Source organism: Saccharopolyspora sp. NPDC000359 (genome assembly GCF_040300525.1).
In the GTDB taxonomy this organism is placed as follows: Bacteria; Actinomycetota; Actinomycetes; order Mycobacteriales; family Pseudonocardiaceae; genus Saccharopolyspora.
This window is the reverse complement of record NZ_JBEPDU010000008.1, coordinates 63,248-89,543: the sequence shown is the minus strand read 5'-3', so window position 1 is coordinate 89,543 and position 26,296 is coordinate 63,248. Positions and strand designations below refer to the sequence as shown.

Genomic DNA, 26,296 nt, shown 5'->3' with positions numbered 1-26,296 from the left:
TCGCAGCCAGCCGAGCACGGCAGGGGAAGTGCCTGGCTTCGTCCCGGACCACAGCATGTTGTGACAGCTGGGGAAGCTGCGACCTGGCAACGCTTGGCGGGCAGCCGTTCGGGGAACCCAGGCGGACGGGAGCGGGGCAGTCCCGATCCGGTGCCCCGCACCCGGTGTGTCAGCGTGCTGCGGCCACTACTTGCTGGACGACTCGCCGTCCTCGGACCCGGACTCGTCCGAAGTCGACTCCCGCTCCGGCAGCAGCGCCCGCAGCGCCGCGCCCTGGATCCGGCGGAAGGTGCGGTTCGGCCGGGCGCGGTCCAGGACCGCGACCTCCAGCTGCGACTCGCCCAGCTCCCGGTTGCCGTCCCCGCCCGAGGACAGCGCCTCGATCGCCACCTTCGCCGCGTCCGCCAGCTCCAGCCCGTCGGTGAAGGAGTCCTTGAGCTTGCTGGTGATCGCGTCGGCCTGCCCACCCATCACCACGAACTGCGGTTCGTCCACGATGGACCCGTCGTAGGTCAGCCGGTACAGCTGGTCGGTCTCGGCGGTGAAACCCACCTCGGCGACGCAGATCTCCACCTCGAACGGCTTGATCTGCTCGGTGAAGATGGCACCCAGGTGCTGCGCGTAGGTGTTGGCCAGCGACCGGCCGGTGACGTCACGCCGGTCGTAGGAGTACCCGCGCACGTCGGCGATGCGCACCCCGGCCACCCGCAGCGCCTCGAACTCGCTGTAGCGGCCCACCGCGGCGAAGCCGATCCGGTCGTAGATCTCGGCGACCTTGTGCAGCGTCGGAGACGGGTTCTCGGCGACGAACAGCACGCCACCGGCGTACTTGAGCACCACCACGCTGCGCCCCCGCGCAATGCCCTTGCGGGCCAGCTCGGAACGCTCCCGCATCAACTGCTCGGGGGAGGTGTAGAACGGCATCGTCACGGCTGTGCACTCCTGGTTCGAATCTGCTCGCGAGTCGGATCGGGGCGGGTGTCAGCCGCCGGGGTTCTCCAACCGGCCGTTGACGACCTCGGTGGCGACCTCGGAAGTGCGCTCCTCGGGCAGCCGCACCGCACCGTCGGCGGCGGTGATGGTGATGACCGACGGGAAGATGCGCCGCGACAGGTCCGGCCCACCGGTGGCCGAGTCGTCGTCGGCGGCGTCGTAGAGCGCCTCGACCGCGGTGTGCACCGCGGTGTCCAGGTCGGCGTCCGGGTCGAAGCGCTTCTTCAGCGCGGACTTCGCGAACAGCGAGCCCGACCCCACCGCGTGGAAACCGGCGACCTCGTCGTACCGGCCGCCGACCACGTCGTAGGACACGATCCGGCCCGCGCGGTCGGGGTCGTCGGCCTCGGTGTCGTAACCGGCGAACAGCGGCACCACGGCCAGCCCCTGCATGGCGGCCTGGAGGTTGCCGCGCAGCATGTTGGCCAGCCGGTTCGCCTTGCCGTCCAACGACAGCGAGATGCCTTCCAGCTTCTCGTAGTGCTCCAGCTCGACCGCGTACAGCTTGACGAGCTCCTGCGCCACACCCGCGGTACCGGCGATGCCGACCGCCGAGTACGCGTCGGTGACGAACAGCTTCTCCATGTCGCGCTGGGCGATCAGGTTGCCCATGGTGGCGCGGCGGTCACCGGCCAGCAGCACGCCGCCGCGGAAGGTCACCGCGACGATGGTGGTGCCGTGCGGCGCCTCCACCACGCCGTCGGCCAGCTTCCGGCCGCCGGGCAGCAGCTCCGGCGCGGTGGACCGGAGGAAGTCGGTGAACGACGACGACCCCGGGGTGAGGTAGGCGGCGGGCAGTGCCTGACCCGGAAACTGGGTCGAACTCGTTTCCATCAGCGACATCGTCTCCCGATCGAAGGGCCTGCGACTGGTACGCACTCTAGTCAAGATCCGGCGCGCAGCGGACAGCGCCGGGCCGCGTTTCCCGCGGCCCGGAACCGGGTCCGATCACTGCCCGCCCTTCTGGACGTAGGCGCGGACGAAGTCCTCGGCGTTCTCCTCCAGGACGTCGTCGATCTCGTCCAGGATGGCGTCCACGTCCTCGCCGAGCTTTTCGCGGCGTTCCTGACCGGCGGCCTCCGGGCCCTGCTCTTCGTCGCCGTCGCCGCCACCGTGCCGCTGAACCTTTTCCTGGGACATCTCGCCTCCCGGTGATCGCCCTCTCGGACCTCCCCCGCACTGGGGACGTCCTGCTGTGAACACTACCCACCCGAACACCCGTTGGCCCACGGCCAGCCGGGGGTCTTTGCGATCTTCGCACCCGGCTGACGTGCACGTGGCGTGGTCGCCGGGCCGGTCAACCCCTGGTCAACGAGTCCACCAGCTCCTCGGCGCTGGCGGCCGCCTCCAGCAGGGCGCCGACGTGGGCCTTGGTGCCGCGCAGCGGTTCCAACGTCGGGATCCGCACCAGCGACTCCCGGCCGAGGTCGAAGATCACCGAGTCCCAGGACGCCGCCGCCACCTCCGCCGGGTAGCGCTCCAGGCAGCGGCCGCGGAAGTAGGCGCGGGTGTCCTCCGGCGGCGTGAGCACCGCGGCCCGCACCTCGTCCTCGCTGACCAGGCGCTTCATCGAGCCGCGCGCGACCAGCCGGTTGTACAGACCCTTGTCCAGCCGCACGTCGGAGTACTGCAGATCGATCATGTGCAGCCGCGGCGAGGCCCAGCCCAGGCTGTCGCGGCTGCGGTAGCTCTCCAGCAGCCGCAGCTTGGCGGGCCAGTCCAGCCGGTCGGAGCAGCTCATCGGGTCGGTGCTGAGCATGTCGAGCACCTCGCCCCAGGTGTCCAGCACGTCCCGCGCGGCCCGCTCACCGCCGTGCTCGTCGAGGAACCGGGCGGCCCGCTCGTGGTAGGCGCGCTGCAGGTCAAGCCCGGTGAACCGGCGCCCGTCGGCCAGCTCCACGGTCTGCCGCAGCGACGGGTCGTGGCTGATCAGGTGCACGGCCTGCACCGGGTCGGCCAGCTTCAGGTCGTCGAAGCGCTGCCCGTTCTCGATCATGTCCAGCACCAGCGCGGTGCTGCCGAGCTTGAGGTAGGTGGAGGTCTCCGCCAGGTTGGCGTCGCCGATGATGACGTGCAGCCGGCGGTACTTGTCGGCGTCGGCGTGCGGTTCGTCGCGGGTGTTGATGATGCCGCGCTTGAGGGTGGTCTCCAGCCCGACCTCGACCTCGATGTAGTCGGAGCGCTGCGAGAGCTGGAACCCGGCCTTCTCCCCCGCCTGTCCGAGACCGACCCGGCCCGACCCGCAGATCACCTGCCGGGAGGCGAAGAACGGCGTCAGGCCGCCGATCACCGCGGTGAACGGGGTGCCGCGCGACATCAGGTAGTTCTCGTGGGTGCCGTAGCTGGCGCCCTTGCCGTCGACGTTGTTTTTGTACAGCTGGATGGGCGCGGTGCCGGGCACGCTGGCCGCCCGGATCGCCGCCTCCTCCATGACCCGCTCGCCCGCCTTGTCCCAGATGACCGCGTCGCGCGGATTGGTCACCTCGGGGGCGGAGTACTCGGGGTGCGCGTGGTCGACGTAGAGCCGCGCGCCGTTGGTGAGGATGACGTTGGCCGCCCCGAGGTCGTCGCCGTCCGAGCCGTTGGACGGTTGCGCCGCGGCGCTCAGGTCGAAGCCGCGGGCGTCGCGCAGGGGCGACTCCACCTCGTAGTCCCAGCGCGCGCGCCTGGCCCGCGGGATGTCGGCCGCCGCCGCGTAGGCGAGCACGATGTGCGTGGAGGTCAGCACCGGGTTGGCGCTGGAATCGCCCGGCACGACGATGCCGTACTCCACCTCGGTTCCCATGATCCGCCGCATACCTCGCAGCGTACGGGGTATCACCGTCCGTGCGGAGTGCTGCGCGCCACAGGATGTCGAATCGTGGGAAGCGGTGGTGGTGCCGGTGCGCCGGGAGTGGCCCGCTGGGCGGCTGCGACGATCGGGACATGATGGCTGGAGAGGAACTGGTGGCCGTGTACGACGCGGCCGGGCGTGTCGTGGGCAGCGCGACGCGGCAGCGGATGCGCGCGGAGGGCTTGTGGCACGCCTCGTCGGCGGTCCTGGTCCGCTCCCCCGACGGGGGCAGCATCTACGTGCACCGCCGCACCGACACCAAGGACGTCTTCCCGGGCATGCACGACTGCGCGGCGGGTGGCGTCGTCGCTGCGGGCGAGGACCCGGCCACCACGGCGGAGCGGGAGCTGGCCGAGGAGCTGGGCGTGCGCGGCGCGCCGGTGCGCTTCCTGTTCCGCTCGACCTTCGACGAGGGCACCGTCCGCTACCACGGCTTCCTCTACGAGGTCCGCTGGGACGGCCCGATCACCCACCAGCCGGAGGAGGTCGCCGAGGGCTGGTGGATGCCTCTGCCGGAGCTCCGGCGGCGCCTGGACGACCCGACCTGGCCCTTCGTCCCGGACGGCCGGAAGTTCGCCCTCGAGTGGTTCGCCCGGACGTGACCCCACCCCGCCACCGGGCCACACCGCCACGTCCACCGACGGCTCGACCGGGCGCAACCCCACGGGGGATCAGGAGTCCAAATCCCATTCAGGTGATCTCAGTGGAATCACCCCGACGCACCGCCGGCATGTCGGGCACCCGACACACCGGAACCCCGCAGTTTCAATTGAAACTGCGCCTCCGCATCCGACGACGGGCCACCGCTCCTCACCCGAGACGGAGGGCCCCTTCACCCGAAGGTACAGTTTCAATTGAAACTGTGGAATCACCCGGCGGTTCGCCATGGAGACCAGGAACCCTGCCTCCCCCGGGACCAGACGTCCGATTCCCCTTGTGGAAATCGCATCGCCGCTGGTCAGGGGCTCAGCGCCAGGGGAGTTCGGCGCGCTCGCCCCAGTAGGTCGCCGCGTCCCGGACCAGCGTCCCCAAGGCGTGCAGGTCGCGTTCGGTCAACTCCACCCGGCAGGCCGCCAGGTTCGACTCCAGCTGCTCGACGCTGGCCGGGCCGAGCAGCACCACGTCCGCCCACGGCTGGTGCAGCACGTGCGCGATGGCCACCGCGTCCGGAGACACCCCGTGCCGGTCGGCGACCTCGGCGAGCTCGCGCGGCGGGTCGACCGCCAGGCGCCCGTTGGCCAGCGTCTCCTTCACCAGCACCCGCCAGCCGCCGGTGTGCACCTCGGTCAACGCCCGCGTCGCGGACGGCTCCATCGAGTTCCAGGTGGACTGCACCGCGGCGAACAGCTGCCGCCCGCCCACCTCGATCTCCCAGGCGCGCTCGATGGTCTCTGCCTGCGCCGCGCCGCTGGTGGAGAAGCCCAGCTGCACCCCGGAGTCGCGGATGCGGGCGAGTTCGTGCTGCAGGGCCATGTCCTCGAACAGCGGGCTGCTCGCGGTCAGCGAGTGCACCTGGTAGAGGTCGACCCGGTCACCCAGCAGGGTGCGGGTCTCCGCCCACTGGGCGCGCAGGCGCTCCAGCGAGTGCTCCTTGACCTCGTGCACCTCGGTCTCGATCCGCCACTGCGCGACGTAGGCGTACCCCCACTTGCTGGAGACGGCCACATCGCCGTGACCGCGCTCGCGCAGCCAGTCGGCCAGGAACTGCTCCGCGCTGCCGTAGGACCGAGCGGTGTCCACCCAGCGGATGCCGTGGGCGTAGGCGGCGTCGAGCACCGTGCGGGTGCGCTCCCGCATGGCCTGCGCGGTGCGTTGCACGGGCAGCACGTCGGGGCGCCCGACGTTGATGTAGGCCGGGCGGCCGAGCGCGGCCAACCCGAGCCCGAGCCGCTCCACGGGTGTCTGCGCGGGGATCATGACTGGAAACGTAACCGCATCCCGCGTCGGGCACAGCTCGGGGCCGCCACCCCGGAGGGACGGCGGCCCCGAAGCCTCGGCACGCGCGGGCGGGCGCGGAGGTTCCGCTACCCGCACCGCCACGCAGACCAGCCCCGTGCCCGCTCGGTCACAGGTACTGGCCCGTGTTGGTGGCCGTGTCGATCGCTCGACCCGACTCCTGGTTCTTCCCGCTGACCAGGGTGCGGATGTAGACGATCCGCTCGCCCTTCTTGCCGGAGATGCGGGCCCAGTCGTCCGGGTTGGTGGTGTTGGGCAGGTCCTCGTTCTCGGCGAACTCGTCGATGATGGCGTCCTGCAGGTGCTGCACCCGCAGGCCCGGCTGGCCGGTGTCCAGCACCGCCTTGATCGCCGCCTTCTTGGCCCGGTCCACGATGTTCTGGATCATCGCGCCCGAGTTGAAGTCCTTGAAGTACAGGACCTCCTTGTCCCCGTTGGCGTAGGTGACCTCCAGGAACCGGTTCTCCTCGGTCTCGGCGTACATCCGCTCGACCGTGGTCTGGATCATCGCCTCCACGCACGCGGCCTTGTCCCCGCCGAACTCCTTGAGGTCCTCCTCGTGGATCGGCAGCGACCCGGTCAGGTACTTGGAGAAGATGTCCTTGGCCGACTCGGCGTCCGGCCGCTCGATCTTGATCTTCACGTCCAACCGGCCCGGCCGCAGGATCGCCGGGTCGATCATGTCCTCGCGGTTGGAGGCGCCGATGACGATGACGTTCTCCAGGCCCTCGACACCGTCGATCTCGCTGAGCAGCTGCGGGACGATGGTGGTCTCCACGTCGGAGGACACTCCGCTGCCGCGGGTCCGGAAGATCGAGTCCATCTCGTCGAAGAACACGATCACCGGGGTGCCCTCGGAGGCCTTCTCCCGCGCCCGCTGGAAGATCAACCGGATGTGCCGCTCGGTCTCGCCGACGAACTTGTTGAGCAGCTCGGGGCCCTTGATGTTGAGGAAGTAGGACTTGGCCTGGCCGTCGTCGTCCCCGCGCGCGGAGGCGACCTTCTTGGCCAGCGAGTTGGCCACGGCCTTGGCGATCAGCGTCTTGCCGCAGCCCGGCGGGCCGTACAGCAGGACGCCCTTCGGCGGCCGGAGCTGGTACTCGACGTACAGGTCGGAGTGCAGGAACGGCAGCTCCACGGCGTCGCGGATCTGCTCGATCTGCCCGGACAGGCCACCGATGTCCTCGTAGCCGACGTCGGGCACCTCCTCGAGCACGAGGTCCTCGACCTCAGCCTTGGGCACCACGTCGTAGGCGTACCCGGCCTTGCTGTCGACCAGCACCGAGTCGCCGGCCTTCAGCCCGGCGGTGACCAGTGGTTCGGTCACCCACACCACGCGTTCCTCGTCGGTGTGGCCCAGCACGAGCGCGCGGGGCGTCTCCCCGGCGCCGCTGGACAGGAGCTCCCGGAAGGTGCAGACCTCACCGGTTCGCTCGAACGCACCAGCTTCCACCACCGTCAGGGCCTCGTTGAGGCGCACTGACTGGCCCAGTCCCAGTTCCTCCGTCTCGACGTTGGGCGACACCGCCACCCGCATCTTGCGACCAGACGTGAACACGTCGACCGTGCCGTCCTCGTAGCGGTGCAGGAACACCCCGTAGCCGCTGGGGGGCTGGGCGAGTCGGTCGACTTCTTCGCGCAGGGCCATCAGCTGGCCACGCGCTTCCTTCAGGGTCTCGGTGAGCTTGGCGTTCCGTTCGGTGAGCTGACTCACTCTCTCGGATGCCTCGGCCAGCCGCTTTTCCAGCAACCGGGCCTGTTGGGGCGACTCGTTGAGCCTGCGGCGCAGCAGTGCAACCTCGTCCTCCAGGAGACGGATTTGGCTGCGGAGCTCTGCGTTGCCACCGCTGTACTGCTCGCCGCCCTCCTCTGGCCGGCTGCCGGGACGGTCGTGCTGCATGTCGGCACCCTCCTCCCGTGCTCGTACCACCACGGTACCGGCGATCACCGACGACGGCGGCGTCGTGAATGTCCGCCGGATCGCCCAGCGTGCCACAAAAATCCGCGAATACCCACGATCCGGGGGCAGGTTGGTGCCAGCGGGTCGCGTCGGACCGGGGCTGGGCGGACACGGTGCGTCGACGATCATGGTCCGATCGATACGTTGCGCTGCGGGCCGCGCGGTGCTGGCGCGCGCCGACGAGCGCGGGTTTTCCGTTGCGCCACACGGATCGCCGCGGCGCACCGGCATCTGGGTTAACGACTCCGGCAACCGGGTGGCGTTGCCCCCGGGCACCAGCCGGAACACGCGGAACTTCTCCCATCATCTGGAACAACTGCCTCCGAGGTCCACCACGCGCAGCCGAACCCCCCGTGACGATTCGGTGCCGAATGCTCCACTCCGTGCACGTCGCGCCGCGCGCTCTGATCTACTTACGGCCGCCGCGAAGACGGTGACGAGCACGACGCACACCTCCGGGGAGGAGTTCATGACCTATCCGCCGCAGCAGCCTGGACCGGGCGGGTGGGGCCAGCAGCAACCCACGGGCAACGGATTCCCGCCACCGGGACCTTCGGAAACCCCGCAGCAGCAGCCCGCCTTCTACGGCAACCAGCACACCGGCTGGGGCCAGCAGGGTCCGGAGCAGCCGCAGCAGGCGCCCATGCCCCCACAGTGGGGCAGCGAGTTCGGCCCCGGTTCCTGGCTCCAGGAGCCCAACGGCTTCGCCGACGTCGAACCACCCCAGCAGAAGAAGTCGAAGCTGCCGCTGATCCTCGGCCTGGTCGGGGCGTTCGTCGTCCTCGCCGGCGCGGGCGTCGGCGTGTACTTCTGGCTGAACAGCGGTCCCGGCGAGGCCAAGCCGGTCGCTCAGCAGCTGGTCGACAAGGTCAACGCCCACGACTTCACCAGCGTCCGCGGTCTGCTGTGCGAGTCCAACAAGGCCGAGCTGAACGAGGCGATCGACCAGCTCGAGCCGTGGAAGTTCAACGTCGAGCTCGGCCAGGTGACCGAGCGTGATGACTCGGCCACGGCGAAATTGACGGGAACCTACGTGGCCGACGGCAAGTCCCACCCGGTGGACCAGACGATGGTGCTCGAGGTGGAGGACGGGACCTGGAAGGTCTGCCAGCTCGACCAGTGAACCCACAACCGGACATTTCCGACGAGGGGGAGAGAAAGTGACGTACCCACCACAGCAGCCCGGCCAGGGCGGCTGGGGTCAGCAGCCCGGTGGCCAGTACCCGCAGAGCGGCCCGCAGCCGGGCTTCGGCCAGCAGTACCCGCAGCAGCCGGGTGGCCAGTACCCGCAGAGCGGCCCCCAGCAGGGCTTCGGCCAGCAGCCGGGCGGCGCCTACCCGCCCAGCGGCCCGCAGCAGCAGCCGGGCTTCGGCGGCCCGCCGCCGACCTCCCCGTACGGCCAGCCGGGCTTCGAACCCCCGAAGAAGAAGTCCCCCCTCCCCTGGATCCTGGGCGGCGTGGGCGGCGTGGTGGTGATCGCCCTGGTCATCACCCTCGTCGTTGTCCTCACCGGCGGCGGCTCGCCGCAGGCGGTCGCCGAGAAGGCCGTCTCAGCGCTGAACAGCAAGGACCTCAACGCGCTTAACTCCGTGACGTGCGACGCTCAGAAGTTGCAGAACGAAGAAGAGCTCAAGTCGATCGACCCTGCGCAGAACCCAGAAGTGCCGGACGAGCTCAAGCAGGTCACCATCGATTGGAGTCTGGCCGGCGAGGTCAAGGAGAACGGCGACGAAGCCACGGCGCAGATCTCCGCCAAGCTGAACAACGTTCCGGAGAAGTACAAGTCCCTCATGCCGAGCGGCGACCAGACGTTCGAAATGAAGCTGATCGTCGAGAGTGGCGACTGGAAGGTTTGCGAACTCAACCCGGCATAACGAGTCAACGCTGAACTGAGTGGCCCGCTCTGGACCCGTCCGGAGCGGGCCACTTCTGTTCTCGCTCTGACGGCGCTTTCAGTCATCCCCCTTAAGCACAAAACACACGTTCTCGCACGCGCTTGACCAACTTGACTCGTGAAAATCCTCTCACCGTATTGGCCGTTGAGCCGAGAAGATACTCACGACCACTCGGTCATCTTCAAAACCACGAGGGAAACGATGCGAAAACTGGGGAAGAAAATTGCCGGAGCTGCTGCCACGACTGCAGCAGTAGCAGGCTTCGCGATTGCATTCTCCGCACCGGCGCAGGCAACAGCGTGGGATTGTCAGTCGTACTTGCAGGGGCGTGGCTACATCATTGGACCAAAGGTCGTCAACGTCTGCGCCACCACGACGAATGCTCCCCTCTCTCAGGCCGCTTGCTGGGTGCTGCTGGTGAATGAGGGCGTTAGTGACGTGGATGCGGGCCAGGCCTGCGATCGTGCTGCCTGGGGACGCTGACGCAAACTAGGCGCCGTTTGATGAACTAACGATCGAACGGCCCGCCCCGGTTCGGGGCGGGCCGTTCTTCGTTTCAGCCCTTGCTGGGGCGGCGTTGGACTCGGGGTGGGGTCACTCCGTCGGCGAGGCGGCGGGTGACCAGGAGGAAGGCCGTGTGGGCGACCATGCGGTGCTCGGGGCGGACCGCCATGCCGACCACGTGCCAAGGGCGGATGAGGGTTTCCCAGGCCTGGGGCTCGGTCCAGTTCTGCTGCTCGCGGATCGCTTCGGTCACCCGGGAGAGCTGGGTCGTGGTCGCCACGTAGACCACCAGCACGCCGCCGGGGATCAGCTTCTCGTGGACCTTGTCCAGGACGTCCCACGGGGCCAGCATGTCCAGCACCACGCGGTCGACCGGCTCGCCGTCGTAGTCCTGGACGTCGCCCAGGTGCAACGACCAGTTGTCCGGCTTCTCGCCGAAGAAGCGCTTCACGTTGCGCTCGGCGTGCTCGGCGTGGTCCTCGCGGACCTCGTAGGAGGTCACGCTGCCCTCGTCGCCGACCGCGCGCAGCAGCGAGCAGCTCAGCGCGCCGGAGCCCGCCCCGGCCTCCAGCACCCGCGCACCCGGTCGGATGTCGCCCCACATGAGGATCTGGGCTGCGTCCTTGGGGTAGATGACCTGGGCACCGCGCGGCATGGACAGCACGTAGTCGGCCAGCAGCGGGCGCAGGGCCAGGAACGACGTGCCGCCGACCGAGGTCACCACCGATCCCTCGGGCTGGCCGATCAGGTCGTCGTGCGCGAGCGCGCCCCGATGCGTGTGGTACTCCCCTCCCGGCTCCAGGACGACCGTGTACTTCCGCCCCTTCGGGTCGGTCAACTGGACCCGGTCACCGGGCTGGAACTCACCGCTGACGGTGCTGCTCAACTGCTGCCTACCTTCTCGACGCCAAACTCGGCCCACCATCGTCGCAGAGCGCCCGCGCGCTTCGGGTGTCGGCGTACTCGTGAGTGTTTTCGGTGGTAAGAACCACCAAAAGCACTCACGAGCGGCGGCGGGCGCGCAGGGCGGCGCGGAGGTCCTCGCGGCGGAGCACGCCGCTCGGGCGGCCATCCCCGTCGATGACCAGGAACTGCCAGGCCAGCACGGTCTGGACGCGTTCGAGGATCGCTTCGTGCGACTCGCTGTCGAGCAGGATCGTGTCGGGATCGACCGGTTCGGCGGCGCGCTCGGCGGGCTCGTTCGGGGCGTGGGTGGCCAGCCGCTCGGCCGCGGTCTGGTCCAGCAGGCCCACCGCGATGCCGTCGGCGCGCACCAGCACGACCCCGCGACCGGCCGCGGCCACCAGCGCATCGCCCACCGGGCTCTCCGCCGGGAGCTGCAGGACCGGCCGCACGAGCTCCCGCAGCGTCAGGCCGGGCGGCCAGCTGCGCCGCTGGTCAGCGGTGCGCTCGGCGTTGGCACCGGCCACCACGAACCACGCCATCAGCACGCACACACCCAGCCGCAGCCACTGGTCCTGCGTGTTCCCCATCAGCCCCAGCAACGCCCAGAAGATCAGCGCGGCCGCCACCACGGCGGCGCCGATCACACCGGCCGTGGTGCCGGTGCCGCGCCTGCCGGTGATCCGCCAGGTCAGCGCCCGCAGCATCCGGCCACCGTCCAGCGGCAGCCCGGGCAGCAGGTTGAACACCGCGACTGCGAGGTTCGCCACGCAGGTCTGCACCACCAGCAGCCAGACCGCCCCACCCGGCACCATGGCGAACCACCCGATCCCGGCCGCCACCGCGAGCACCAGCGACACCGCTGGTCCGGCGGCCGCGATCAGCCCCTCCTGGACCGGCTTGGGCGGGGTGCGGGATATCTCGGTCAGGCCGCCGAGCAGGAACAACCGGACCCGGCGTACTGGCAGGCCGAGCCGCAGCGCGACGATGCAGTGCCCCAGCTCGTGCAGTAGCACCGAGACGGCGAGGAACACTGTGAACACCGCGGCGAGCAGTGCGCTCTCCCACACGCCCGCACCGGGCAGGATCCGACCCACCAGCGGCGTGTAGAGCAGCACGATCAGCGCCGCGCCCACCCACCAGGACGGGGACAGCAGCACGGGCACCCCAGCGACCCGACCCAGCAGCAGCCCACCGTCGTTGAGCTTGGGCCGGGCAGGCGGCGACGCGGTCGGTGGCATGCGCGCAGGGTAGTCCCCCCGTTGTGAGCCGGTCGTGATCCGCACGGGCCTGATCGCGTGTCGGACGGCTCGTTTAGGGTTGCTGCCCATGGCCGAACCGGTGGGAGCAGCAGCAGGCGGCGCGATCCAGGACCGCGGGACCAGACGTCCGGCGCTGTCCCCGTCGCGCGCCAGCGACTTCAAGCAGTGCCCCCTGCTCTACCGGTTCCGCGCGGTGGACCGGCTGCCGGAGACCCCGAGTCGGGCGCAGGTGCGCGGCACGGTGGTGCACTCGGTGCTGGAGCGGCTGTTCGAACTGCCCACCGACCAGCGCGACCCAGAGCAGGCACGTGCGCTGCTGGCCCCGGCCTGGGCGGAGCTGCAGGAGCAGCAGCCCGAGCTCGCCGAGCTGTTCGACGGGCCCGACGACCCCGAGCTGGCGGGCTGGCTCAAGTCGGCGACCAAGCTGCTGGAGGCCTACTTCGAACTGGAGGACCCGCGGCGGCTGGAGCCCGAGGCCTGCGAGCTGCGAGTGGAGACCGAACTGGACTCCGGGGTGCTGCTGCGCGGGTTCATCGACCGGGTGGACGTCGCGCCGACCGGGGAGATCCGGCTGGTCGACTACAAGACCGGGGCCGCGCCGCGGGAGGTCGGCGAGGCCAAGGCGATGTTCCAGATGAAGTTCTACGCCCTGGTGCTGTGGCGCACCCGCGGCGAGATCCCGCGCCAGCTGCTGCTGATGTACCTGGCCAGCAAGCAGCGGTTGGCCTACGCCCCGGACGAGACCGAGCTGCGGCGCTTCGAGCGGACGCTGGAGGCCATCTGGCAGGCGATCCTGCGCGCCGGCAAGACCGGCGACTTCCGCCCGAACCCGAGCCGGCTGTGCGACTACTGCGACCACAAGCCGCTGTGCCCGGCCTTCGGCGGCACCCCGCCGCCCTACCCGGGCTGGCCGGAACCCGACCCCGGCGAGGAGTCCGTCCTCGACCGCACCGACTGAGCCCCCACCGCAGTTTCAATTGAAACTGCGATCTGCCGTGGGTGGGAACCGCAGTTTCAATTGAAACTGCGGACTCCACGCCGCGGGTCGGGTCAACCCCGGTCAGTCCTCGTAGGGGTCGTAGTTGGCGGCCGTGCCGTACTCGCCGGCCTGGGTTTGGTCGACCACCGCGAAGCGGGCCCCGGTGGGGTCCCGCAGGACGGCGACGCGGCCGATGCTGGAGTCGTAGGGGTCCACCCGGACCCGCCCGCCGAGCGCGATCGCGCCGCGGACCAGCTCGTCGGTGCCGACGGCCTCGTCCACGCCGAGGTAGAGCAGCCAGTGCGGGTGCGTGCTCTCGGTGATGTGCTCCCGGATCATGCTCACCCGGGCCAGCACCGACTCCTCGCCCAGGTACCAGACCGAGTAGTCCGAGCGGTTCTCGGTGCCGAACTTCTCGGCGGTGTAGCCGAACAGCTCCTGGAAGAAGTTGTCCGCGGTCTGCGCCTTGATGGTGACCAGCTCGGCCCACATCAGGGTGCCCGGCAGCCCGACGTCGAACTGCCAGGACTCGGCGGGCTGCAGCAGCCCGAACTCGGCGTCGGAGGGGCCGACCAGCACCGCCTTGGTGCCCACGTCCGGGACGTGGTTGTGCGGCACGGTCAGCGCCGCGCCCAGCTCCTCCGCCTGGGCGGCGGTCGCCGCGCAGTCCGCGCTGGCCAGGTACAGCCGCCAGGTGGAGTGGTCGCCGGAGGCGGCGCGCAGGCTCGCCACCGGGAAGCCCTCGCGCAGCGCGATCACGTGCTCACCCGAGACCGGGTCGCGGTGCGTCCGGTACTCCCAGCCGAACAGGCCCGCGTAGAACTCGCGGGCCCGCTCCAGGTCCGTGGTGATCAGCTCTATCCAGCAGGGCATCCCCTCGTACAGCTCCCACCGCGGCGGGGTCTTCCCCGGTACCACGACGGCCATGCGCTCACCCCCGTCGCCTCGTGTCCAAGATCGTTTGGCGGGTTCATTATCGCCATCCACCAGTGGCGCCGGACCAGCACCGACCGCGCGGCGGATCACGATCCGGCGGCAACCGCGGACATTCCGGGCAAGGAGAAAACCGCCCACGTGGGGCGGTTCTCGTGGGGCTGGTGCTGGTGGGGCAACCGCCACAGCTGGCTCGGCTTGGCCTCCCCCACCGGACGCAGGTCGTCAGCGGGTCTCGTTTGCGCAGGTCAGGGGTCGTGAGTGCGAAACAGGGCTAGAACACTGTTACGCACTCACGACCCCCTCGGGCGCTGTCAGAGGCGGCAGGCGCGGATGTCGGAGGACAGGATCGCCTTGGCACCGACCGCGACGAGCCGGTCCATGATCGCCGGTGCCTCCTTGCGGGAGACCATGGCGCGCACCGCCACCCAGCTCTCGTCGGCCAGCGGGGCCATGGTCGGCGACCCCAGGCCGGGGGTCATCGTGGTGGCCGCGTCGAGCAGCTCGCGCGGGCAGTTGTAGTCCAGCATCACGTACTGCTGGGCGAACACCACGCCCTGCAGCCGCGCGACCAGCTGGTCCTTGACCTGGTCGGCGTCGGACCCGCGGCGCTCGATCACCACCGCCTCGGACTTGCAGATCGGGTCGCCGAAGGCGACCAGCCCGTGCTGGCGCAGGGTGCGGCCGGAGCCGACCACGTCGGCGATCGCGTCGGCGACGCCCAGCTGGATGGAGATCTCCACCGCGCCGTCGAGCCGGATGACGTCGGCGGTGACCCCGTGCCGGGCCAGGTCGTCGGCGACCAGCTTCGGGTAGGAGGTGGCGATCCGCTTGCCCTGCAGGTCCGCCACGGTCCACTCGTGCGGGCCGGCGGGCCCGGCGTAGCGGAAGGTGGAGCCGCCGAAGCCCAGCGCCAACCGCTCCTCGACGGGCGCGCCGGAGTCCAGCGCCAGGTCGCGGCCGGTCAGCCCCAGGTCCAGCTCGCCGGATCCGACGTAGATCGCGATGTCCTTCGGGCGCAGGAAGAAGAACTCGACGTCGTTGGTGGCGTCGAGCACCGTGAGATCCCGCTGCTCATGGCGCTGCCGGTACCCGGCTTCCGCGAGCATCTCGGATGCGGGCCCGGCCAGCGTGCCCTTGTTGGGCACAGCCACACGCAGCATGACAGCAATCTCCCTTTTCCACGGTGGGCGAGTTGACGAGCGGGTCGAGCGCCCGCTCCGGCTGATCGGCTCAGAGGTAGCGGTAGACGTCCTGCGGGGTCAGCCCGCGCTCCAGCATGATGACCTGGAGGCGGTACAGCAGCTGCGAGATCTCCTCGGCCAGCTGCTCGTCGGACTCGTGCTCGGCGGCCAGCCACACCTCGCCGGCCTCCTCGAGCACCTTCTTGCCCTGCGCGTGCACCCCGGCGTCCAGTGCCGCCACCGTCGACGAGCCCTCGGGGCGGGTGCGGGCGCGTTCCTGCAGTTCGGCGAACAACTCGTCGAAGGTCTTCACAGTGCACGATCCTTGCATCTCAGGTCAGCGGGCCGAACGGCGGACCGCTGGTGTCCAGACTCTGGTACGGCGCCTCACCGCAAGCCCGCGGTGGCTTCCAGCGCGGCGCCGGTGGTGTCCTTGATCATCGCCCGGGCGGCACCCCGCGGGCTGGACCGACCACCGGAAACGGTGACCGAGCCGGTGTCGCCGCACTCGTAGGTGACCGCCTTCTCCGGGCCGACCAGCGAGCCGAGCGGGCTGCCGACGGGTTCGGGGCGCACGGTCACGCGCACCAGCCCGGGTTCGTCGCGCGTGGCGCTGGCGACCTGCCGCAGCCGGTGCCCGGCGTCGGCCCGCGCCTGGCGGACCGGCTCCAGCTCGACCCGCACCTCCGCCACGTCCCAGCCCCACAGCAGGCCGGTGAGCAGGCGCATCTTGGTGGCCGCGTCGGCACCGGAGAGGTCGGCGGTCGGGTCGGCTTCGGCGATGCCGCGCCGCTGCGCCTCGGCGACCGCGACCTCAAGCGGATGGCCCTCGGCGAGCTGGTCGAGCACGAAGGTCGCGGTGCCGTTGAGGCAGCCGTGCAGGGCCTCCACGTCGAAGCCGCGCAGCACCGAGCGCGCCATGTCCCCGGCGGGCATCGCCGCGCCGGTCGCCCCGGAGATCCGCACCGAACGCCCGGCGCGGCGAGCCGCCTCGTCGAGTCGGCTCCAGTGCGTGAGCAGGTGCGACTTGGTGGCGGTGACGACGTGGGCACCGTGCTCGAGCGCCTGCAGCGCGTCCAGGCCGGGCTGGTCGCTGTCGTCGGAGGGAACGGCCTGCGCGAGCACGCGCGCGCCGGTGCGGGCGAGCAGGTCCGCGAGCGGTTCGGCCGCCGACCACCGGTCGCGCGGCGGCACCGCACCGTCGACCTCCACCTGCGTGCTGCGACCGCGGACCGCGACGACGCGCAGGTCGACGCCGTGTTGGTCGCGCCACTGCGCGCGGTGCTGGTGGACGAGCGCGGCGTACTCCTGGCCGACCGGGCCGAACCCGACCAGCACGATCGGGACGTCGATCATCACGCGGCTCGGGTGAACAACTCGCCGAGCGCGTCGAAGTCGACGTCGGTCAGCGAGTCGTGCAGCACCCGGTGCGGGCCGGGCGGCAGCGGCACCTCGCACGGGATGGCGATCACCAGGCACCCGGCGGCTTCCGCGCTGGCCACGCCGGTCGGCGAGTCCTCGATGGCGACGCAGGCGGCCGGGTCCACGCCCAGCAACCGCGCGGCCTTCAGGTACGGCTCGGGGTCGGGCTTGTTGCGCCCGTCGACCTCATCGCCGCACACGGTGAGGTCGAAGGTGTCGCGGCCCAGCGTGCCCAGCGCCATCTCGGTGAGCGAGCGGATCGTGGAGGTCACCAGCGCGACCGGCACGCCGAGCGCGCGGGCCTGGCGCAGCGCCTCCGGCGCGCCCGGGCGCCACGGCAGGCCGTCGGCGAACAGCTCCGCCATCCGCTCGGCGACCCAGCTGGCGGCCGCGCCGACCTCGACCTCGGTGGCCGGGATCCCGACGTCGGTCAGCAGCATCCGCATGCTGCGGGTCATGTTCGAACCGACCATGGCTTCCCGGGTGGCGTCGGTCAGCGCGCCCCCGCGATGCGCCGCGTAGTCGTCCAGCGCGATCGTCCACAGCTTCTCGGAGTCGACGAGCGTCCCGTCCATGTCGAACAGGACGGCGGCGGGCGAGTTCGGACCGGCGTCGCGGGTCACGCGGAGATCTCCTCCAGGCAGGTGCGGGGCGTGGTCACCACCCAGTACAGCACCACCACCCCCACCGACCCCATGAAAAGTGTCCGATCCCTCGTCCCACCGGGCGCGACAGGCCGCGGGGCGCCGACGAGCCCACTCCGGAACCCGCACCGCCGCGCAGGTCTCGTCAGGTGTTGGAGCACTTCGGTCCACGCCGTTGCGCTGCCGTCGACGATGCGCCGCTCCAACCGCTGCAGCTTGGCAAGCATCCTCGGCGCGCGAGGCCCGGCTGGACTTCGCGGTCTCCCCCTCGAACAACCCCGTCAACCACTGCAACGGGTCGCAGTCGGCGCTCCGGCGGTCGTGCACCAGGTCCAGCGCCACCTGCCGCGGCTGGTCCGGGATGCGGTGCAGCGGCAGGACCTTCGAGGCGTGCACGATCGCGGTGGCCAGCCCGGCCTCACGGCACTCGAGTTGAGCGCCTGCCGGGCGGCCGCGTTCAGTCCGAAGGAGACGTTCGCGATGCCCAGCGTGGTGCGGACTTCCGGATGGGTTCGCCTGGATGGTCCCGTCCCGGCGCACCTCCTCACTCAGATGACGCCCTTGTGCTGGAGGTAGCGGAACATCGCGATGCCGGGTAGCACCGGTAGCCAGTAGGTGAGCAGGCGGGAGAGCAGGACCGCGGTGACCGCTGCCGTCGCGGGGACTCCCATCGCCCCCAGGCCTGCCAGCAGGACGGTCTCCACCGCGCCCAGCCCACCGGGCGAGGGCACCAGGTGACCGAGGGTGTTGCCGATGATGAACACGACCGTCACGGCTGTCCAGGAGAAGTCCGGGTACAGCGCGGCCAGCGAGGCGGCCAGCCCCAGGCCCGACACCACCAGGTAGCCCAGCGCCCCGCCGAACAGCTGCACCGCCCGGACCGGGTGGCGCAGCGCGTCCAGCAGCTCGCGGCCGACCTCCAGCGCGGGCGCCAGGACCCGCCGTCGCCCGAACGGCGAGGCCAGCACCGCGGCGGCCACCACCAGCACCGCGACCACGCCCACCAGCACCGGCCACCCGGTCGGGATCGACAGGTGGGTGAACGTGCCGGACAGGCCGACCGCGAAGACCCCGACCACGGCCACCACGAACGCCACCGCCCCGGTCCCGGCCTGGTTCAGCAGCGTCACCCCGACCGCGAGCGGTCGGCGCAGGCCCAACCGCTCCAGGTAGACGATGTTGATCCCGAAGAAGCCCGCCCCACCGGGCGTGGTGCGGCCGGTGAACGCGGCGGCCACCTGCACCGCCAGGGTGCGCCAGAACGGCAGCGGGATGGAGCTGGAGCCCTGCACCGAGATCGACGACAGCACCACCGCCAGGAACCCGGTCAGCACCGCCACCGCCAGCCAGCCCCAGTTCGCGTGGCGCGCGGCCAGCAGCACCTCGTCCATGCTGGACAGCTCCGGCAGCAGCAGGTAGACGGCGGCACCGATGAGCAGCAGCCCGATCACGGTGATCGGGCGGACCGGCGACCGGAACCCCGGGATCGGCTGGCCGAGCCCGTCGGCCAGGGCCTCCCGCACCTCTGCGATCAGGAAGCGCCCGCGCGGCGCCTGCGCGTGGATGCGCCTGGGCAGCGCCATCGGCAGCAGATTGCGCAGCGCCCCCTCCAGCTGATCGGTGGGCAAGGCGCGGATCGCCGAGCTCACCGCCCGCTCCGCGCCCACCACCGACGCGATCGACACCAGCGCCTCGGCCAGGTCCCGCGCGCAGCGCGCCGGACTGGCGCCTGGGTGGCTGAAGGTGAAGCTCAGCAGCCAGGGCTGGTTCTGCGCGTCGACCAGGAAGTTCTTCGCCCGCAGGTCGTGGTGGGCGATGCGGGCCCGGGCCAGCGCGGACAGCTGCGCCCAGATCTCGTCCAGCAGCTCGTCGTCGACCTCCACCGCGCGCAGCTGCGAGAGCCTGCGCCCGGCCACCTGGCGCACCACCAGCAGCGCGGGCGCGTGCTCGACGTCGCAGGCCAGGACGACCGGCGGGGTGCGCACCCCCGCGCGCTCGGCCAGCAACGTCACGTACGCCTCGTGCTCGACCTCGTGGTGCGGTGTCGACAGCCGCGGCTCGTCCTGGACGTCCAGCAGCGCGAGCAGCCGCTTGACCTTGTACCAGGCACCGGCCCGACGGCTCATCCGCCGCACCACCTTGACCCGCAGCGTCGCCCCGTCCGCCGTCCGGACCGCGAACTCGCGCGGCTCCATGAACCGGTGCCGCAGCGCGAGGATCGACCGCGGCGCCAGCCCGGCCTGCTCCAGCTCGTCCCAGACGACCAGGTCGGAGACCCGCCGCCCCGGCGCGCCCCACACCACGTGGAACAGCGTCCCGACACCCCACCCCAGCAGCGCCCCGCCCACCGCTCCCAGCGGCAGGTGCCCACCCAGGTGCACAACGGCGACGCCGACGAGCACCGCCAGCGCCCATCCGGCGTAGCGGGCGTACCCGCCCAGGTAAGGCGCGATGATCACGGCCAGCACCGTCACGACGGCCACTTCCTCGGCCGGGAACGGGAACGCGCCGGTCGGCGCCACCTGGCGCAACCCGAGCGCCTGGTGCATGAACAGCGCCAATGCCCAGGTCACCGCGCCGGACGCCGCGCACAGCAGCGCCACCCGGATCCAGCCCGCGTAGGCCGCCACCGCGGTCGCCGCGACGATGCCCGCCCACGTGCCGCACCAGCGCAGCACCACCCACACCGGGTTGGACACCGCCGGGATCCGGCCCAGCTGGTCGTGGAGGGCCAGCTCCACCGGGTTCACCGGCACCAGCACGAGCAGCACACTGAGCGCCAGCAGGCCGCCGACCAAGCCGAGCTGCGCGAAGTCGCGGGGCCGCCGTCCGATGGACAACCGCAGTCGGGACCGCGGGGAGATCCCCCGCTCCCCGTTCGGCGACGGCCGGGTCTTGTCCACTGGGCATCCGCTCCGCAGGCGCTCCAACGCCCGCCCGTCGCCGCTCGACCCTCCCGGCGCCCGCTGCGCCGGGTTCGGCCGCGCGCGGACGGGCTCACCGGGCGGGCTCTGCGGTCAAGGGTCTGGCCCGGCGCGGCGGGCGTCAAACCGACCGCTGATCACGATCCAGGGGCGTTGATCACCGGCCCCGGTATGTCCGGCGCTCGCGTCGGCGTGGCGTCGTAGGCTGGGTCAGTGACCGATCGCGACGCACACACCAACCAACAATCGCGCGCCGAACCGCCCGAGTTGACCGATCCGATCGTCATCGCCGGTTTCGAGGGGTGGAACGACGCCGGGGACGCAGCCAGTTCCGCGATCGAGCACCTGCAGCTCATCTGGGACGCCGAACCGCTGAGCGAGATCGACCCGGACCCGTACTACGACTTCCAGGTCACCCGCCCCACGGTCAAGCTGGTCGACGGCATCACCCGGCAGGTCTCGTGGCCGACCACGCGGTTGTCGGTCTGCCGCCCGCCGGGCTGCGCGCACGACGTGGTGCTGGTGCACGGCATCGAACCGAACATGCGGTGGCGGGCGTTCTCCACCGAGCTCGTCGAGCAGATCGAGCAGATCGGCGCGCGCACCGTGGTCACCCTCGGCGCGCTGCTGGCCGACGCACCGCACACCCGGCCGGTCCCGGTCAGCGGCGCCGCCTACGACGCGGAGTCGGCGGCCCGGTACGGCCTGGAGCGCTCCCGCTACGAGGGGCCGACGGGCATCGTCGGGGTGTTCCAGGACGCCTGCGTGCAGGCCGGGATCCCGGCGATCTCGTTCTGGGCGGCGGTGCCGCACTACGTGTCGCAGCCGCCGTCGCCGAAGGCGACGCTGGCGCTGCTGCACCGGGTGGAGGAGGCCCTGGACGTGGAGGTGCCGCTGGGCAACCTGCCCGAGCAGGCCGAGGAGTGGGAGCAGACGGTCAGCGAGATGGCCGAGGAGGACGAGGACGTCCGCAACTACGTCCGAGCGCTGGAGGAGCGCGGGGACGCCGAGGTCAAGCTGACCGAGACCAGCGGCGACGCCATCGCCGCGGAGTTCGAGCGCTACCTGCGCCGCCGAGGCCCCGGCGGCAAGGGCCCCCTCGGCCCCGGCCCGGGCTGACCCCCGGACCTCACCCACGACTAAGTCCTCGGGCCCCTGGTGAAGCGCAGTTTCAATTGAAACTGCGGTCCGCCAGGGGCCCGAATCGCAGTTTCAATTGAAACTGCGAGCCGACGCCGCCTCGGGACCGGGGTCCGCCCGACCCTGGGGTGGTGCGATCTCGGTGGGGATCTCAGACGTCTGAACCCCACCGAGATCGCGTGCTCGACGCGTGGGCTCCGACGGGTGGGGTCGCGTGCGGCGACAGGCGGTGACGCACGGAGCGGCGGCCGGTGGGGGCACGGTGACGCACGGGGCAGCGGCGGGCGGGGGCGCGGTGATGCACGGGCGGAGGGTGGGGGCGCGGTGGCGATAAATGGTCTGGACCTTGACCCGGGTCAGTGGTCTAGTCCATTTTTTGTGCTCCGGCTCACTCCTCTCCGGAACGGAGCACCCATGACACGGATCCGCACCGCCCTCGCCGCCTTGGCCGGGTTCGTCCTCGTCGCCGCGCCCGCCGCCACGGCGCAGGCCACCGCAGGGACCCCCGCCAGCCCCAACCCCGCCACCTCCGGGAGCGCCGCAGCACCCGGGGCTTCCGCCATCCCCGAGCACGCCCTGGTCGGGTACCTGCACAGCAGCTTCGCCAACGGTTCCGGGTACGTGCGGATGGCCGACGTGCCCGCCGAGTGGGACGTCATCGACCTGGCCTTCGCCGAACCGACCTCACCCACCTCCGGCCAGCTGGAGTTCACCCGCTGCCAGGCCGCCGAGTGCCCGGACGTGGAGAGCGACGAGGAGTTCCTCGCCGGGATCCGCGCCAAGCAGGCCGAGGGCAAGAAGGTGTTGCTGTCGGTCGGCGGCGCCAACGGCCAGGTCCGGCTGGAGACGGCCGCGGCGCGCGACGCGTTCGTGGCGTCGGCCTCGGAGATCATCGACCGCTGGGGCCTGGACGGCCTCGACGTCGACTTCGAGGGCCACTCGTTGGAGCTCGCCCCCGGTGACACCGACTTGAAGAACCCGAAGACCCCCGTGGTGGTCAACCTGATCGACGCCCTGCGCGCCCTCAACGACCGCTACGGCGCGGACTTCGTGCTGACCATGGCGCCGGAGACTTTCTTCGTGCAGGTCGGCTACCAGCACTACGGCGGTGGCACCGGCGCCGACCCGCGCGCGGGCGCGTACCTGCCGGTGATCGACGCGCTGCGCGCGGACCTGGACCTGCTGCACGTGCAGAACTACAACTCCGGGCCGGTGATGGGCCTGGACGACCAGTACCACACGATGGGCACCGCGGACTTCCACGTCGCGATGATCGACATGCTGCTGACCGGTTTCCCGCTGGCGGGCAACCCGGACAACGCCTTCGCCCCGCTGGCCCCGGAGCAGGTCGCGATCGGCCTGCCCGCGGCCAACCCGGCGGGCAACGGCTTCACCCCGGTCCCGGAGGTCCACAAGGCCCTCGACTGCCTGCGCGCCGGCACGAACTGCGGCCCCTACCAGCCGCACGGCACCTACCCGAACCTGCGCGGCCTGATGGCCTGGTCCATCAACTGGGACGTCTACCACGACAACGAGTTCGCCAAGTCCCACGACGCCTACACCTCCTGAAAGCACGAAGGGCGCCTTCCGACGGCGGAAGGCGCCCTCCAGCTCCAGGATCAGCTGGTGCGGCGGCGGACCAGGAAGACCGCTCCGGCGCCGATCACCAGACCGCCGAGGGCCGCGAGGGTCACCGGCAGCCAGGGGGAGGTCGCGTCGGTGCGGGCCGCTGCGTGGTAGTCCGGGACCGCGCTCGGATCGCCCAACTGGCCCTTGCGGTCCACCGTGGTCCCGTCGGCCCAGCCGTTGCCGAGGTCGCAGTGCACCCGGTCGCGGGCCGAGATCGCGCCCTCCGGCAGCGACATGTCCAGGCTCTCCGCCTTCGCCGTCACGCCGGGCTCGGGTTCGACCGCGGGGCGGCGGATGCCGAACTGCTCCTTGGTGCGCGCTTCGACGTCCTCCACCAGGTACTCGGTGAGGTCGACGCCCTCCATCGCCCAGCCGTTGCTCCAGTCGGTCAGCAGTGCTCGGGCCTGCTGGACGTCACCGGCCGCGTAGGCCTCGGCCGCCTGCGCCTCGGTGTCGTCGATCTCGCCCATGATGCGGGCTTCGAAGCCCTCCAGCGCCTTGGTGACGTCGGTGAGGAACACCTCGGGCCGGTCGCAGGTGTAGTACATCAGCCGCTTCGACAGGTACGTCGCCGAGCGCGTCGCCTCCTGCGCCGCGTACTCCGGGCTCAGGTAGTTCGCCGCCGCGCCGGAGGTCAGGTAGCGGTGCTGGCTGTACTCCGGCGGCACGGTCTCGGCGCCGATGTGGAACGGGATGTAGGGCGCGGTGACCGCGGCCGTGTTCGCCACCCACAGCGTCGCCAGCTCCGGGTGCGGCAGGTCGGACTTCAGCTCGGCGACCTGCCCGTAGCCGGAGCGGTCGTCGGACCAGCGGGGGTCGCGGACCATGCGCTGCATGTCCACCAGCGACACCTTCCCCAGCTGCCGCAGCTCCTCCTCCAGCGTCGGCGGGTGCCGCCACGGCGCTTCGTCGTCCGGCGTGGACCGGCCGGGGTGGCCGGGGAACGGCGTGCCGTAGACCTGCTGGAGATTGAACGGCTTGCCGCTGGCCGGGTCCCACCAGCCCTGCTCGACGGCGAAGTCCACCAGGTTCGGCGAACCCGCGTAGTCCGGGTTGTCCTGGTAGTCCGGCGGGAAGTCGCCGATGTAGCCGGGGTAGGACACCCGCACGTCGTCCGGGCCGAGCCGCTCGGCGGCCCAGAGCCCCTTGCCGCCGGCGAACTCGATGAACACCCAGCCCTCGTCGGCGTCGGCGAACAGGTGGGAGTTGCCGCCGTAGGTCGTGTAGCCGTGCTCGTCGATGAGCGCGCCGAGGATCTCCACCGCCTCGCGCGCGCTGTGCGCCCGCTCCATCGCGATGCGCGAGAGGTCGCTGTAGTTGGGGCCGGTCTGGCCGGGCGGGGTCATCTCGACCAGCTCGGGCCGCGAGTCCGACCACACGTCGCGCGCCGCCACCTGGAACTCGTTGAGCCCGCCGTTGGTCAGCGGCGCCGGGAACCCGGCGAACTCCGAGTAGTTGGAGGTGATGTACTTCGCGGTCTCCGGCACCTGCGGGATCTGGGTGAGCCGACCGGGCAGGTCGGCCTCCTCGGTGGCGCCGACGGTGATCGTCGAGCCCGGCTCGTGCTGCTGGCGCGGCACGATCTCCAACCAGTGGCTGGACGGCTCGTGCCCGAACCCGCCGAGCAGCGTGGCACCGTTCTCCGTGCGGTTCTTGCCGACGTAGAAGCCGATGCTCTTGTCCGGCATCGGGCGGGTCGGCGGTGGCGCGGCGGGGGTGGCCGCAGCGGCTGGCGCGGTGAGCACCATGACCGCCGCCGCCAGCGCCGCCGCGCTGAATCGACGGGACCGGGACACGTGAGCCTCCTACTTCTGGGTGATCAACGCATCCCTTCTTAACCCATTTGGGTGAAATAGTACAATCCGCTCGGCCCAACCGTCCGCTCACGCGAAGCTGCGCAGGTACTCCTCGGCGCCGTCCGGGTCCAGGAACCAGGTCTGGAAGTCGGCCGGGTCGTCGAAGCCGTTGGCGAAGCGGTCGCGGATCTCCGCGTGCTCCGCCGCTGCGGCCATGATCCGCTGCACGTGCGGCTGCGCCGGGCGCAGGGACGTGTTGGTCCACGTCACCACGTGCTGCGCGTGCTGCCAGAACCGGTCGAAGGCCTGCTGCATCCAGGCCCGGTCGAACGGCTGCTCGCCACGCGCCACGATGCTGTCCAGGTAGGACTCCGCGCAGCGGTTGGCGACGTTGGCGCCCTGACCGGTGATCGGGTCGTTGGCCACCACCGCGTCCCCCATGCCCAGCACCACCGCGCCGGAGGGGAGCGCGGCGACCGGCTTGCGCACCACCGGGGTCACGCCACCGGACAGCGTGGCGCGCTCGTCGGTCAGCTCCGCGCTGGTGAACCGGGCGTGCTCCGAAGGCAGGTGCTCGCGCATCAGCTCCAGCATCCGCGACCACTGCTGGTCCGCGCCGGGGCGGTCCGACCAGCAGTCCAGCGGACCGCCCGGGATGCCCTCGAACAGCAGGACGTCGCACGCACCACCGGAGGTCCAACCGGGGATGACGTAGATGTCGCCGACGCCGGGCACCGAGTTCGCCCGGAGCAGACCAGTGTCGGGCACGTCCGGATCCGGCGCGGCACCGCGCACGTAGGCGACGGCCAGCGCGCGCTGCGGCTCGGTGAACGGCGAGCGCTGCCGATCGCGCTCGAAGATTCGGCCCAGCTCACCGGCCCCCGTCGCGACCACCACCAGGTCGTAGCCCGGGGCCATCGCGTCCAGCTCGGTGGCGGTGGTGGTCCGGGGCTCGACCGCGCCGCCGCGCTCGGCGAACAGCTCCAGCCAGCGCGCCATCTTCACCCGCTGGTCCACCGACTGCGCGGGCCGGGCGAACTCGCCCCGCCAGTCCAGCAGCCGCCCCTCGCCCGGCTTCTCGACGGTCTTGCGCAGGCCGGTGATGGGCGGCGCCTCGTCGTCCCAGAAGTTCAGGCCGTGCGCGCGCTCGTTGGCCAGCGCGGTGCCGAACATGGCCTGCGTGGACATCACCCGCCCGCCGCGGATCTGCTCCGGCGTCCGCCCGGACACCAGGGTCACCTCGTACTGGCGGGCCTGCAGGCCCAGGGCCAGCTGCAACCCGGCCTGCCCCGCCCCGACGACCAGGACCTCCCGCATCTCAACCCCTCCCCGCGGTCGG

General features: G+C 71.1%; 23 protein-coding genes and 1 pseudogene. 7 read left to right on the top strand and 17 right to left on the bottom strand.

What is annotated here, in order from left to right; genetic code table 11:
- Positions 1–186: 186 nt before the first annotated feature.
- The 4 genes from prcA to dop all read right to left on the bottom strand — a co-directional run bounded on the left by prcA (position 187) and on the right by dop (position 3,790).
- Positions 187–930, bottom strand: coding sequence for a proteasome subunit alpha (gene prcA, locus ABT324_RS08030; RefSeq protein ID WP_351173527.1), 744 nt, complete (start codon positions 928–930; stop codon positions 187–189).
- Positions 931–981: 51 nt separating this feature from the next.
- Positions 982–1,827 carry a proteasome subunit beta gene (gene prcB, locus ABT324_RS08025; protein ID WP_351173524.1) on the bottom strand — a complete coding sequence of 282 codons (846 nt, stop codon included), beginning with the start codon at positions 1,825–1,827 and terminating at the stop codon, positions 982–984.
- A gap of 114 nt (positions 1,828–1,941) precedes the next feature.
- On the bottom strand, positions 1,942–2,133 hold the full coding sequence (locus tag ABT324_RS08020) for a ubiquitin-like protein Pup (RefSeq protein WP_150068176.1): 192 nt from the start codon (positions 2,131–2,133) through the stop codon (positions 1,942–1,944).
- Positions 2,134–2,290: 157 nt separating this feature from the next.
- A complete protein-coding gene (gene dop, locus ABT324_RS08015; RefSeq protein ID WP_351173521.1) occupies positions 2,291–3,790 on the bottom strand; it encodes a depupylase/deamidase Dop in 1,500 nt (499 codons plus the stop codon).
- 128 nt (positions 3,791–3,918) lie between these two features.
- On the opposite strand from dop, the gene ABT324_RS08010 reads away from it, so the two are divergent.
- Positions 3,919–4,428: an NUDIX hydrolase gene (locus ABT324_RS08010; RefSeq protein WP_351173518.1), complete on the top strand. Its 510-nt coding sequence runs from the start codon at positions 3,919–3,921 to the stop codon at positions 4,426–4,428.
- Positions 4,429–4,792: 364 nt separating this feature from the next.
- Here the strand turns inward: ABT324_RS08010 and ABT324_RS08005 are convergent, their stop codons facing one another.
- A complete protein-coding gene (locus tag ABT324_RS08005; RefSeq protein ID WP_351173515.1) occupies positions 4,793–5,743 on the bottom strand; it encodes an aldo/keto reductase in 951 nt (316 codons plus the stop codon).
- Positions 5,744–5,891: 148 nt separating this feature from the next.
- Positions 5,892–7,682: a proteasome ATPase gene (gene arc / locus ABT324_RS08000; protein WP_351173512.1), complete on the bottom strand. Its 1,791-nt coding sequence runs from the start codon at positions 7,680–7,682 to the stop codon at positions 5,892–5,894.
- A gap of 529 nt (positions 7,683–8,211) precedes the next feature.
- Between arc and ABT324_RS07995 the strand changes: the two genes are divergently transcribed.
- From ABT324_RS07995 to ABT324_RS07985, 3 genes are all read left to right on the top strand, one after another.
- Complete coding sequence (locus tag ABT324_RS07995; protein WP_351173509.1) at positions 8,212–8,865, top strand: Rv0361 family membrane protein; 654 nt, start codon at positions 8,212–8,214, stop codon at positions 8,863–8,865.
- A 37-nt stretch (positions 8,866–8,902) separates the two neighbouring features.
- On the top strand, positions 8,903–9,616 hold the full coding sequence (locus tag ABT324_RS07990; RefSeq protein WP_351173506.1) for an Rv0361 family membrane protein: 714 nt from the start codon (positions 8,903–8,905) through the stop codon (positions 9,614–9,616).
- Positions 9,617–9,781: 165 nt separating this feature from the next.
- Positions 9,782–10,120 carry a hypothetical protein gene (locus ABT324_RS07985; RefSeq protein WP_351173503.1) on the top strand — a complete coding sequence of 113 codons (339 nt, stop codon included), beginning with the start codon at positions 9,782–9,784 and terminating at the stop codon, positions 10,118–10,120.
- A gap of 73 nt (positions 10,121–10,193) precedes the next feature.
- Here ABT324_RS07985 and ABT324_RS07980 read toward each other — a convergent pair whose 3' ends face one another.
- The gene (locus tag ABT324_RS07980; protein ID WP_351173500.1) at positions 10,194–11,066 is read right to left on the bottom strand and encodes a tRNA (adenine-N1)-methyltransferase; all 873 of its coding nucleotides are present in this window, start codon (positions 11,064–11,066) and stop codon (positions 10,194–10,196) included.
- A gap of 76 nt (positions 11,067–11,142) precedes the next feature.
- Positions 11,143–12,285: a site-2 protease family protein gene (locus ABT324_RS07975; RefSeq protein ID WP_351173497.1), complete on the bottom strand. Its 1,143-nt coding sequence runs from the start codon at positions 12,283–12,285 to the stop codon at positions 11,143–11,145.
- A gap of 88 nt (positions 12,286–12,373) precedes the next feature.
- On the opposite strand from ABT324_RS07975, the gene ABT324_RS07970 reads away from it, so the two are divergent.
- Complete coding sequence (locus ABT324_RS07970) at positions 12,374–13,264, top strand: RecB family exonuclease (protein ID WP_351173495.1); 891 nt, start codon at positions 12,374–12,376, stop codon at positions 13,262–13,264.
- Between the two features lie 102 nt (positions 13,265–13,366).
- Here the strand turns inward: ABT324_RS07970 and ABT324_RS07965 are convergent, their stop codons facing one another.
- The 7 genes and pseudogenes from ABT324_RS07965 to ABT324_RS07935 all read right to left on the bottom strand — a co-directional run bounded on the left by ABT324_RS07965 (position 13,367) and on the right by ABT324_RS07935 (position 20,371).
- Positions 13,367–14,212 carry a VOC family protein gene (locus ABT324_RS07965; protein WP_351173492.1) on the bottom strand — a complete coding sequence of 282 codons (846 nt, stop codon included), beginning with the start codon at positions 14,210–14,212 and terminating at the stop codon, positions 13,367–13,369.
- A gap of 320 nt (positions 14,213–14,532) precedes the next feature.
- A complete protein-coding gene (hisG, locus tag ABT324_RS07960; RefSeq protein ID WP_351173488.1) occupies positions 14,533–15,381 on the bottom strand; it encodes an ATP phosphoribosyltransferase in 849 nt (282 codons plus the stop codon).
- Between the two features lie 70 nt (positions 15,382–15,451).
- Positions 15,452–15,715, bottom strand: coding sequence for a phosphoribosyl-ATP diphosphatase (locus ABT324_RS07955; protein ID WP_351173485.1), 264 nt, complete (start codon positions 15,713–15,715; stop codon positions 15,452–15,454).
- A gap of 74 nt (positions 15,716–15,789) precedes the next feature.
- Complete coding sequence (locus tag ABT324_RS07950) at positions 15,790–16,758, bottom strand: homoserine dehydrogenase (RefSeq protein WP_351173482.1); 969 nt, start codon at positions 16,756–16,758, stop codon at positions 15,790–15,792.
- Positions 16,758–17,447: an HAD family hydrolase gene (locus ABT324_RS07945; protein ID WP_351173479.1), complete on the bottom strand. Its 690-nt coding sequence runs from the start codon at positions 17,445–17,447 to the stop codon at positions 16,758–16,760. Before ABT324_RS07945 ends, ABT324_RS07950 begins: the two co-directional genes overlap by 1 nt.
- 194 nt (positions 17,448–17,641) lie before the next feature.
- Positions 17,642–17,986 (bottom strand): annotated as a pseudogene (locus tag ABT324_RS07940) (hypothetical protein); the annotation flags it as partial.
- Between the two features lie 30 nt (positions 17,987–18,016).
- On the bottom strand, positions 18,017–20,371 hold the full coding sequence (locus ABT324_RS07935; RefSeq protein ID WP_351173476.1) for a lysylphosphatidylglycerol synthase domain-containing protein: 2,355 nt from the start codon (positions 20,369–20,371) through the stop codon (positions 18,017–18,019).
- A gap of 234 nt (positions 20,372–20,605) precedes the next feature.
- Here ABT324_RS07935 and ABT324_RS07930 point away from each other — a divergent pair, with 234 nt between their 5' ends.
- Both ABT324_RS07930 and ABT324_RS07925 read left to right on the top strand, forming a co-directional pair.
- Positions 20,606–21,511, top strand: coding sequence for a PAC2 family protein (locus tag ABT324_RS07930; RefSeq protein WP_351173473.1), 906 nt, complete (start codon positions 20,606–20,608; stop codon positions 21,509–21,511).
- 435 nt (positions 21,512–21,946) lie between these two features.
- Positions 21,947–23,101 (top strand): chitinase, encoded by a 1,155-nt coding sequence (locus ABT324_RS07925; protein WP_351173470.1) that lies wholly within the window; start codon positions 21,947–21,949, stop codon positions 23,099–23,101.
- Positions 23,102–23,151: 50 nt separating this feature from the next.
- On the opposite strand, the gene ABT324_RS07920 is transcribed toward ABT324_RS07925, so the two are convergent.
- Both ABT324_RS07920 and ABT324_RS07915 read right to left on the bottom strand, forming a co-directional pair.
- Positions 23,152–24,957: a C69 family dipeptidase gene (locus ABT324_RS07920; RefSeq protein ID WP_351173468.1), complete on the bottom strand. Its 1,806-nt coding sequence runs from the start codon at positions 24,955–24,957 to the stop codon at positions 23,152–23,154.
- An 87-nt stretch (positions 24,958–25,044) separates the two neighbouring features.
- Positions 25,045–26,274, bottom strand: a complete 1,230-nt coding sequence (locus ABT324_RS07915; protein ID WP_351173465.1) for a styrene monooxygenase/indole monooxygenase family protein — start codon at positions 26,272–26,274, stop codon at positions 25,045–25,047.
- Between the last annotated feature and the right edge of the window lie 22 nt (positions 26,275–26,296).